Genomic DNA, 10,063 nt, shown 5'->3' on the forward strand with positions numbered 1-10,063 from the left:
CCCCTGCCACTCGGCGTGGCCGGGCATGAAGGGTCCACGGTCATCGTCGGCCTCAACGGACTACGGCTGCTGCGCAAGCCGGCCTGGGAACGGGCAGCCTCGGCGACGAAGGAAAGTCCTGATGGTCAAGCGCCTCGTGAAGTGGCTGGATCAGCGGCTCGACGTTGATCAGTGTGGTGCGCTCGTCAGGAGCGACTTTGATTGACAGCCGAGGCCCTCAGTGGGCAGGGACCACGCGGCTTCGGTGGAATCGAGGGGCCGGCATTCGAGCGCGACTCCCGCGAGCGCGGCGAGCACGCTTCCGTCGGTGAGTGCGTGGACTGCCCGAACGTGGCGGCGGCTCGTCCAGTGGACGCCGCGATCACGGCAGATGCTCTCGACAAGGGCTTCGATGCCGACGGGTCGGGATGAGTCTCTTGTGGCGCCGGCATCGAGACCGAGTCCGTGACTGCGATGGCTCCGGCCGGAAGTGAATCCCAGTCGGTGCGTTCCACGGTGAGAACGGTCTGCCTGGTCGCGCCGGATCGGTCAAAGGAAACCTCGCAAACGCACGACAGGAAACCGCTCCCGGGCAGGCGATCGACTTTGCCCGACCCCCTGCCCGGGAGCGGCCCTTGGCCGCCGTTCACGACAAGCCGGGTGCGTGAAAGCCCTTTCGGCACACGCCCGGGTGAGACGTCCGGATCAGGGGCCTTAACTGAGGTAGAAGCCGCCGTCGTTGCGGAGGACAGTCGCCACGATCGGGAACCGGCGGGTGCCGTTCCACCAGTGGTAGACCGCGTGGTACTGGCCGTTGGCCGCCTGGAAGAAGTCCATCCCGCCTGGGCCGGGGTGGTTGCCGGGCAGGCCGCGGTAGGGGTTGAGGCCCCCGGCGCCGGTGTACCCGAAGTACGGCCGCTCGGCCCCGTTCTGCCGTGGTGTGCAGCGCGTCGACGGGATCGGGCCGGTGCCGCACCTGGCGATGCCGGTCGCGTACCGTGCGCTGTCCCAGTTGTTGCCGGAGTAGGCCAGGTACCAGTAACCGTCGGCGGACTTGAACATCGACGGGTTCTCGATCACGTGTGTGCCGCCGCTCATCCGGATGGTCTCCCAGCCGATGTCGGTGCTCTTCAACGCGTCCCGGCGGGTAGCCCAATCCGCCATGCCGTTGGACTGGGTGCGCACGATCGAGATGCCGGTCTCCGGGTACGAGGTGATGGCGTCGTCCCGGTAGGCGACATACATGGCGCTGCCCGAGACGAACGGGTTCGCGTCGATGGCCCAGCGGCCGTTGCCCGGGCACGCCCACTCGACGGGGTTGGTGAACGGCCCGCGTGCACTGCCCGAGACGGCGCGGCCGAGGCATTTCTGGCCGGTGCCCCGCTTGGACGCGGTGTAGTACATGAAGTAGGTGTTGCCGAAGCGGACGACGCCGGGCGCCCAGATGTTGCCCTCCGCCCAGCTACCCGGCCCGTTGGGCAGTGCGTCGGCCGACGCGCAGGTGCCCACACCGACGGTGTTGCCGGAGCCGTGTACGAGCACCGGCACGAACAGTTTGCCGGTCACGCCGCACCGGGCGCCGACACCGGCGCCGACCGTGGTGCCGTAAGTGACGTATGTGCCGTCCTTCGCCTGGACGGTGTCCGGGTCGGCGAGTGGGAACGTCGACTCGGCAGCCGCGGTTGAGACACCGTCGGCCGCGCTGGCCGTGTTGACCGCCATGACGGCGGTCGCGGCGGTCGTCGCGAGCACGCCCGCCACGAGTAATCTGGTCGTCCACTTGCGCATGCTGAATCCCTTACTGGGCAAGGAGAGTGGTGTCGGTCAGGAGGAGCACCTGGCCGCCGGCGGCCGAGGCGGCAAGCCCGGCCGCTGCGATGCCGAGCATGATTCGCCGGGGTGACCAGCTGCTCTCCCCGGTTACTTGTCGACGGACAAGTGCGCCGGTTGCAAACTATGTGACCCCAGTCGCCGACGCGACTGAAAGCGTGGAAACTGCCGGTCGATGCGTCCGTACGGCTTATCCGGCGGTGCCGTTCGACCTACCGCGGCGCTGCGCGGTGATCCGATCCGCCCGCCGAATGGCTATGACATCCGAGCCGCGCCCTAGGGCTCGTGACCGACCCCGTATTCGTCGGGCGCCGGACGAGCATGGGGACCTACTGGCCGACCTTGACTTCACACGAGCGGCGTTGCCCTGGCAAGCGGTCGATTTCGCCGTCGCATGGGCCGGGAACCTGCGGGTCTTGCGACCTTGTCGCCCGTGAACAGGCGGAACTCGGCCTGGCTGGTCTGGATCATTGTCGTTGTCGGAGGCGTCAGCGGGTGGTAGGGCTCGCCATTCTTCGTTACCCGTGGAACGGGATGTCTCTGTGGAAGGTCGCTCCCAGGACTTCAAAACCTCGAGGTTCCGTTCCGCAGCTTCATCTCGCGCGAGGCAAAGGACCCGATGGGGCGCGTGGCGAGAGACGGTGCGCGATCTCGATCTGAGGGTCGGACGCTGTCATGGTCGACGCGCTGTCGCTCGCCGCTGTTCGTGGATGGCTGTATAGGGGCGGCATCGGTGTAGTCGTGCCGTACGCTCCGCTCGCATGTGCGCACTCACCCGGACCATGACCGCACTGTTCGCGGTGTGCGGGAAGCGGCCAAGCGGCTGCGGTACGCGCTGGGGGCCAGGCGCCGAGGCGCTGCCGATCGACGCCAAGCCCGGCACTGCGTGCCTTCCAGGACCTTCTCGGGGGCGGTTCGTGACCGCGGTCCAAGCCGCCGGTGGCGCGACCGCCGGCCCTGTTCCGCCGGAGCCGCGAGCCGATCGCGACGACGTGAAGGCTCGGCTGCCGCGGTACCGGCGCGACCTCTGGGCCGCGACGGCACCGCGCAGCCACTTCGTCATTTCTCAGGTGTGTTCGTGACCTCGACGCCTCCGAAGATCGCGGTCGCGTTCACGGCGAGCACAGGAGCGTCCGCCGGGAGATCACCGGTACCGTCGGTTTTGTCCTCCAGGCCGCCCATGAACGGCAGACCGCCGAGCGAGACCCGCCAGCCCCGCGGCACCAGCACCTTGACGCCGCCGAACAAGGCGAAGGCGTCCACCGTCGCTCCCTCGTCGATGCGGGCTTGACGAAGGTCGAGCGTCGAACCGCCGAAGATCGCCGAGACATCGGTGTGCCGCAGGTGGCGGGACTGTTCCCTGGTGGTCGCTCCACCGAACATCACGAGCGGTGTCCTGGTGCCGTGCTCCCGGCGCAGTCCGGCGAGCACGGCGAATCCCGCCACCGCCAGCAGGGTCGGCCACCAGAGGCCGCCTTCCGCCAGGTCCAGGGTGCCCGCGAGCAGGATGAGCCCGATCACCGTCACGGCGGCCGGTCCGATCGACATCCGTCGCTGGGACAGCATCGCGACGATGCCGAGGCCGACCAAGGAAGCCGGCCACCACGCGCCGAGCAAGCCACCTGTTTCGAGGACGCCGGTCGCGTCGAGGATCCCCAGCACGCCCAGGGCCACCAAGACCAGCCCGACCCAGAATCGAACGGGTTTCACGACGGCTTCTCTTCCGACGCCGGGTCGCCGCGGCGTTCGACCGCGATGGACCAGGGGCCCGCGAGCGCGGTGATCGCGCCGACCGCGGTCACGACCGGTGCGAGGACCGCGGCGACGATGCCGGCGTTCACGGGTACATCGAGGATCACCCGCTCCTGGGTGTCCTTGACGACGATGCGCCGGACGTTGCCCTCACGGACGAGCCGTCGCACCTTCTCGGTGAACACTTCGCGTGGCTCCTTCGGCGCCGAGGATTCGGTCACTTGCTGATCTTCTTTCTGCACAGTCATGGTTTCCTCTCCCTTCCGCTTCCACGGTGAGGCCTCGGCTCGCCGGGTAGCAGTGACCTTCGGTCCTTCCCCGCGGCCGAAAGGCGCACGATCCTGAACGGAGGACTTTCCGACGGAGGAGGCCGTTCGTGAAGATGCGCGCATGGCGGGTCACCCGGCCCGGGCCGATGGCTTCGAGCCCACTTGAGTGGGCGGAGGTGCCGGTCTCGCGACCGGCCGCCGACGAGGTGCTGGTCAGGGTGCTGGTGTGCGGGGTCTGCCGCACCGATCTGCACGTCGCCGAGGGTGACCTGCCGGTACGTCGGGTGGGGGTGATTCCGGGACACGAGGTCGTCGGCGAGGTGGTCGCCGTGGGGAACGAGGTCTCCGGCTTCAGTACGGGCGACCGGGTTGGAATCGCTTGGTTACGTGAAACTTGTGGCCGGTGCCGGTACTGCCTTCGCGGCCGGGAGAACTTGTGTCCGGAGTCGCGCTACACCGGTTGGGACGAAGACGGGGGGTACGCCGAATTCGCGGTCGTACCGGCCGCTTACGCTCTTCCGCTACCCGAGGGGTACACCGACGACGAGCTCGCGCCCTTGTTGTGCGCCGGTCTGATCGGCTACCACGCGCTGGAGCGGGCGCAAGTTCCCGAGGGCGGTCGGCTGGGGATCTACGGGTTCGGCGGAAGTGCCCACCTGACCGCCCAGGTGGCGATCGCCCGTGGCGCCACCGTGCACGTGATGACCCGCAGCGAGGAAGCCAGGAAGCTTGCTTTGGCTCTCGGAGCGGCCTCGGCCGTCGCGGCTACCGAGCCGCCGCCTGAGCCTCTGGACTCGGCGATCCTGTTCGCGCCCGCCGGAGAACTGGTTCCATCCGCCCTCGAGGCTCTCGATCGAGGCGGGACACTGGCACTCGCCGGGATCCATCTCTCCGACATCCCGTCACTGAACTATCAGCGGCACCTCTTCCAGGAACGTCAGGTGCGCAGCGTCACGGCGAACACGCGCGCCGAGGCGCGAGAGTTCCTGGCGTTGGCGGGGACACACCACCTCGAGGTGAGCACGGTGCCGTACCCACTGGACGGGGCGGATCGGGCGCTCACGGATCTGGCGGCGGACCGGGTCAACGGCGCGGCCGTGTTGCGGGTGGGCTGACCGCCGCGTCGTTCACGCGGGAACGAGCAGGATCCACAAAGGACCGTCGGACACCGGAAGCGGCTGCCCGGACGCGGTCGTGAACCTGGTCGGCGCCGTTGCCGTCGCACGGTCCCAGGTAGCCACGAACCGCTGCCCGCCTCGCCACATCGTCGCCTGCCCGGTGCCGACCGTCTGGGCGATGGGGGAGTTGGGGACCGTGCCGGTCTCCCCGCGTTCGCCGAGCCGGACGGCGACCCGCTGTTCGACGATCGTCGCCGCGCCGACCTGGCCGCCGTCCACCGAGGTCAGTGGCGAGCCGTCCAGACCGATCAGGTACCTGCCGATGTCCTGGGACCAGGTGAACGTGAAGGCGGCCGCCGGGTAGCGGATCGCCGCGGTGGCGGCTGCCGTGCCGGATTCCGGTGCGGCGCCCGCCTCGGGAAACGTGCCTTCCGGCGCGACCTCGCTGTCGGGGACCTGACGTGGGCGAAGGTAGAGATTGTGCGGTGACGGCCGGGAGTCGTCGCGGAAGTACGCGTTCGGGATTTCCGTGGGCGAAGCGCTCGTCAGTGAAGCCGAACGCAGAGACGGCAGCAGCTCCGGTGCGGCGCCGGAAAAGGCGAGAGCGGGTCGTCCGAATTGGGCCAGCAGGCTGAGGTCGGTGGCCCGTGCGCTGCGCACCGGGCCGATCACGGCCGGCGGGCGGCCCCGGTAGAGCGCGAGCAGCCGGGTCAGTCCGCCCTCGACAGGTTCCACGTACACGAGGTCCGCGGCACCCAGCCCGGTCTGCGGCCGGGCGGCCGCCACGTTGTCGATCTTGACGGCCAGTACCGCCCGGCGATCAGACGCGGCGGCTTCGCCGGACGACGGAGCGGGGGCCGAGTCGGTCCCGCTCGTCGGGCCGGACAGTTCCCGCACGAGGAGGACCACTGCGACGACGAGCACCACGGCCCCCGCCGTTGACGCGATCCACCAGGACTTCTTCACGAGGGTCGGCCCGTTTCCTTCGTCCGGCTCGACGCCGGCGCCTGATGACCGACCGGTATTCCCCGGTGGAAGATGCTCAGGATCCGCATGGCTTCATCGAGAACCAGCACATCAGCGCGGTCGCCGGGCCGCAACAGGCCGATGTCGGCCCCTGGATACAACCTGGCCGGAGTGCGGGTCGCCGCGTTGACGGCCGCCTCGGTGGCGATGCCGATGTCGCAGGCGTGGCGGACGGCATCGAGCAGAGTGATGGTCGTACCGACCAGAGTGCCGTCGGCGCGGCGGGCGACGCCGTCGGACACTGCGAAGTCGACGCTTCCAAGGCGGTAGTGGCCGTCCGGACAACCGCCGGCGGCGAGATCGTCGGTGACCAGGATGATCCGGTCCGCAGCCGCTTGGAAGGCCAGGTGAATCGCCTCGGGAGCCAGGTGGCTGGGGTCGGCGATCAGGCCGATGGTCACTTCACGGCGGGTGAGAGCGGCACCGACGATACCGGGGTCGCGATGGGTGAACGGACGCATCGCGTCGAAAAGATGCGTGATCAGCCGGGCGCCGTGATCGATCGCGGCGTGTGTCGCGGCGGCGGTGGCGTCGCTGTGTCCACAGGAGACGAGTACCCCGGACCGCACACACAGGTCGACCAGCTCCACGGCGCCCGGGAGTTCTGGAGCGAGGGTCAACTGTGTGACCGGGCCGGCGTCCAGCAGCCGCTGTGCGAGCGTGAGATCCGGAGCGCGCAGGTACTCGACGGGATGGGTGCCAGGCCGTTCCGGGGACAGGAACGGACCTTCCAGATGGACCCCGAGGACACGGGCCCCGCCGGGCACACCCTGAGCTTCGCCGGCGGTGGCGATCGCTCCGAGGGTCCGGTCGGGCCGGTCGGTGATCAGTGTCGGCTGGTAGGCCACGACGCCGGTCCGGGCCAGCGCGATCCCGGCGCGCACGTGGTCGTCGGTGTCCGCGGTCAGGAAGTCCACTCCGGCGAAGCCATTGATCTGGAGATCGATCAATCCGGGGATGGCCAGGCCACGACCGGGGCTGGAGAGCCCTACGGCGGCGACCCGGCCGGAGTCCTCGTCGATCTCCACGTCACCGGCGCGATAGTTCCCGCCCACCAGGGCACCGGCGACACCCAGCCGCTTCATCGCGGCGGCAAGCTTCGCGCGATCAGCTCGACCAGTTCCACTGTGCGAGTCGCGTAACCCCATTCGTTGTCATACCAACCGAAGACCTTCGCCAGATGCGAGTCGGCCTTGGTCAGCGGGGCGTCGAACACGCACGAGGCCGGGTCGCCGATGATGTCGCGCGACACGACGGGCGCTTCCGTACAGCGCAGAATCCCCTTGAGGGCACCGTCCGAGGCCTCGGCGAACACATGGTTGACCTGCTCGGCGGTCACCGGGCGCTCGAGTTCGACGGTGAGGTCGGTCAGCGAGCCGTCCTCGACCGGAACGCGCACCGCGACCCCGTCGAGTTTGCCGGCCAGTTCTGGTAGGACCAGTCCGATCGCCTTGGCGGCGCCGGTGCTGGTGGGCACCACGTTGACCGCCGCCGACCGAGCCCGGCGCGGGTCCTTGTGCGGACGGTCCAGCAGGGCTTGATCGCCGGTGTAGCTGTGGATGGTGGTGAGCAGGCCGCGCCGGATACCGAACGCCGAGTGCAGAACCTTGACCATCGGCGCGACACAGTTGGTGGTGCACGACGCGTTGGAAACGATGTGATGGTTGGTGGCGTCGTAGTCGCCTTCGTTGACGCCCAGCACGATCGTCGCGTCGACGTCTTTGCCCGGCGCGGAGATCACGACCTTCCTGGCGCCGGCGGCCAGGTGCGCGCCCGCGGCTTCACGAGTCCGGAACTTGCCGCTGGACTCGATGACGACATCGACGCCGTACTCGCCCCACGGCAGCCGGGCCGGATCGGCCTCCGCGGTGACCTGGACGAGCTGGTCGCCGACGCGGAGAGCCTCGCCGTCGACGATCTCGACAGGTGTGCGGAGTTTGCCGTAGGTGGAATCGTGGACCAGGAGGTGCGCCAGCATTTCGGGCGAGGTGATGTCGTTGACCGCCACCACTTCGATCGGGCTTTCCGGCGACTCCAGTACGCAGCGGAGGATGTCCCGCCCGATCCTGCCGAAGCCGTTGATCCCGAGCCGTACCGTCATGATCGTCTCCCTTGTCGTCTTCGGTCCACCGATGATCTGCTCGGCAGCGAGGGACGCCGTAGAGACGAAGGTCCTCCCTCGAACAGGCGAATGACCGCGTCGGATCTGTTGTGATTTGCTCCGTGCCCGCAGTGCCCGCTAACCCCTTCGGGGTCTGCTTCAATAACCGGTCTGACGTGGAGAGCGGTTTACTCGACAGTGAAACGAGGCGGTGACGATGACCGGCGACACCGGCGGCCCGCTGCCTCAAGTGCTGCTTTGGGCTGTTGAACATGCCGCCTCACTGGGGCGCTCACTTTCCACGACTACGCTGCGCGAGGCGGCTGTCGGGCGGCTCGAGGTGGACGGCGTGGCTTTGACGATCGACACGCCGCGAGGTGTGTCCGACACCCGCTGCGCGACGAGTCCACTCGCGGAGCAGTTGGCCGAGTTGCACAACACAGTCGAGGAGGGGCCGTCGGTGGACGCGTGTCGGGAGGGTATCGCCGATCTCGACGCCCCGGAACTTCAAAGTCGTTGGCCCTTGTTCACCCCCTGGCGGTGGCGGTGTTCGCCTTGCCTTTACGGGTCGGCTCGATCGTGCTCGGCGCTTTCTCACTGCACCGGGTTGACGCCGTTGCGCTGAGTCCCGCTCCCCGGATCGAAGCTTTGCCGTTGCACAGCGCGCAGGTGCACCAGGCGACCGGAATGGTCTCCGCTCAACTGGGGGTCAGTGCGCGCGACGCGCTGGCCAGTCTGCGAGCACGCGCCTTCGCGGAACAGAGAACGCTCAGCGATCTGGCTGCCGCGGACGTGGCTCGCGAAGTTCGCTTCGCTCCCTTCAAGGAGCTGCCATGACCCTCTCGCCCGTTCCTCAAGGACCTCTTACGGATCAGATGACAAGGACGCTCCGATGATCGAAGACCGTATCGTTGATGCGCTGGCGGAGCTGGCTGACACGTTGCTGGCCGACTTCGATGTCATAGAGTTCTTGCACCTGCTGGTGGAACGTTGTACACAGCTCTTGGACGCGGACGCGGCAGGGGTGCTGCTGACCACCCAGCACGGTCCGCTGCAACTGGTCGCCACGTCCGAGGAGTGGATACGGCTGACGGAGTTGTTCCACCTTCAGACAGAGGAAGGCCCGTCACTGGATGCCTTCCAATCCGGTGTGCGGGTCGAGGAGCCGGATCTGCACGTCGCACCGGCTCGGTGGCCGAGGTTCGCGATCGCGTCCACCGATGCCGGTTTCGCCGCCGTAGCCGCGATTCCCATGCGTCTGCGAGGCGAGGCCGTCGGGGTGCTCAACATTCTCCGGCGGAACCGCGGCGAGTTCGATGTGAGGGACCTCCGGACCGCTCAGGCATTGGCGGACGTCGGGACGATCGGTCTGTTCCAGCATCACCCTGTTCGCCACTACGAGTTCGTGACCGAGCAGCTTCAGGCGACGCTGGAGAGTCTCATCGTGGTCGAGCAGGCGAAGGGAGTCGTCGCCGAACATCTAGCCGTCGACATGGCGGCCGCGCTCTCCGCGCTCCGCGGCTATGCGAGTCAGCGCAATCTGAAGTTGAGCGCGGTCGCCGGTTCCGTGATCGAAGGTGAACTCAGCGCGTCGGCATTTGCTCGATGCTCCGGAATGACCGTGGGAGGTCGATCAGCCTGCGCATTGCAGGATTGAAGAGTATTCAGGGGCGCTTTGATCGCTAACCCATCGTGGTGGAAGGTTCACCCGCCTTCGGCGTAGTTGAATTTGCTCTTGTCGGTGGCCGTGTGGTGGCAAATTCGTCGACACGCTCGACGCGTACCAGGTCGCTGCGGGGAGCGTCGAGATTCCGGCGCCTCGTCGGGAGCGCTCGCCTGGTGGAATGGTGAAGAAGAAGGCTTGAAGAGGGTCGTGGGGGGGGGTTTTGGGTTGGAACCCAAAAACCCCCCCCCACCCCCCCCCCCCCCCCCCCCCCCCCCTTCCCTCCCCCCCCCCCCCCCCCCTTCCCCGGGGGACCCCCCCCCTC

General features: G+C 68.1%; 9 protein-coding genes. 3 read left to right on the forward strand and 6 right to left on the reverse strand.

The genetic code is table 11. The features are described from left to right. Positions 1–693: 693 nt before the first annotated feature. The 3 genes from AC069H_RS19245 to AC069H_RS19255 form a co-directional block, all read right to left on the reverse strand. Positions 694–1,767, reverse strand: a complete 1,074-nt coding sequence (locus AC069H_RS19245) for a family 43 glycosylhydrolase (RefSeq protein ID WP_478233260.1) — start codon at positions 1,765–1,767, stop codon at positions 694–696. A 1,101-nt stretch (positions 1,768–2,868) separates the two neighbouring features. Then, positions 2,869–3,519, reverse strand: a complete 651-nt coding sequence (locus AC069H_RS19250; protein WP_478224598.1) for a LiaF transmembrane domain-containing protein — start codon at positions 3,517–3,519, stop codon at positions 2,869–2,871. Further along, positions 3,516–3,809, reverse strand: a complete 294-nt coding sequence (locus AC069H_RS19255) for a DUF4342 domain-containing protein (RefSeq protein WP_478224597.1) — start codon at positions 3,807–3,809, stop codon at positions 3,516–3,518. The genes AC069H_RS19250 and AC069H_RS19255 overlap by 4 nt, the downstream gene beginning before the upstream one ends. A gap of 134 nt (positions 3,810–3,943) precedes the next feature. Here AC069H_RS19255 and AC069H_RS19260 point away from each other — a divergent pair, with 134 nt between their 5' ends. After that, complete coding sequence (locus tag AC069H_RS19260) at positions 3,944–4,945, forward strand: zinc-binding alcohol dehydrogenase family protein (protein ID WP_478233608.1); 1,002 nt, start codon at positions 3,944–3,946, stop codon at positions 4,943–4,945. Positions 4,946–4,957: 12 nt separating this feature from the next. On the opposite strand, the gene AC069H_RS19265 is transcribed toward AC069H_RS19260, so the two are convergent. From AC069H_RS19265 to gap, 3 genes are read right to left on the reverse strand one after another with little or no spacing between them, the layout of a single operon-like run. After that, complete coding sequence (locus tag AC069H_RS19265) at positions 4,958–5,914, reverse strand: DUF3048 domain-containing protein (RefSeq protein ID WP_478233261.1); 957 nt, start codon at positions 5,912–5,914, stop codon at positions 4,958–4,960. Further along, positions 5,911–7,059, reverse strand: a complete 1,149-nt coding sequence (gene nagA, locus AC069H_RS19270; RefSeq protein ID WP_478233262.1) for an N-acetylglucosamine-6-phosphate deacetylase — start codon at positions 7,057–7,059, stop codon at positions 5,911–5,913. Before nagA ends, AC069H_RS19265 begins: the two co-directional genes overlap by 4 nt. Next, complete coding sequence (gene gap, locus AC069H_RS19275) at positions 7,056–8,075, reverse strand: type I glyceraldehyde-3-phosphate dehydrogenase (protein ID WP_478233263.1); 1,020 nt, start codon at positions 8,073–8,075, stop codon at positions 7,056–7,058. The genes nagA and gap overlap by 4 nt, the downstream gene beginning before the upstream one ends. 540 nt (positions 8,076–8,615) lie before the next feature. Between gap and AC069H_RS19280 the strand changes: the two genes are divergently transcribed. Together AC069H_RS19280 and AC069H_RS19285 are read left to right on the forward strand one after the other, a co-directional pair. Next, positions 8,616–8,912, forward strand: coding sequence for an ANTAR domain-containing protein (locus tag AC069H_RS19280; RefSeq protein WP_478233264.1), 297 nt, complete (start codon positions 8,616–8,618; stop codon positions 8,910–8,912). Positions 8,913–8,967: 55 nt separating this feature from the next. Beyond that, positions 8,968–9,732 (forward strand): GAF and ANTAR domain-containing protein, encoded by a 765-nt coding sequence (locus AC069H_RS19285; protein ID WP_478233265.1) that lies wholly within the window; start codon positions 8,968–8,970, stop codon positions 9,730–9,732. The last annotated feature ends 331 nt before the right edge of the window (positions 9,733–10,063 follow it).

The organism is Amycolatopsis sp. NPDC043887 (assembly GCF_056435665.1).

Coding starts and splice junctions, on each gene's coding strand:
- AC069H_RS19285 (WP_478233265.1), top strand. CDS start 8,968: ATGATCGAAGACCGTATCGTTGATGCGCTGGCGGAGCTGGCTGACACG.
- nagA (WP_478233262.1), bottom strand. CDS start 7,059: ATGAAGCGGCTGGGTGTCGCCGGTGCCCTGGTGGGCGGGAACTATCGC.
- gap (WP_478233263.1), bottom strand. CDS start 8,075: ATGACGGTACGGCTCGGGATCAACGGCTTCGGCAGGATCGGGCGGGAC.
- AC069H_RS19245 (WP_478233260.1), bottom strand. CDS start 1,767: ATGCGCAAGTGGACGACCAGATTACTCGTGGCGGGCGTGCTCGCGACG.
- AC069H_RS19260 (WP_478233608.1), top strand. CDS start 3,944: ATGCGCGCATGGCGGGTCACCCGGCCCGGGCCGATGGCTTCGAGCCCA.
- AC069H_RS19255 (WP_478224597.1), bottom strand. CDS start 3,809: ATGACTGTGCAGAAAGAAGATCAGCAAGTGACCGAATCCTCGGCGCCG.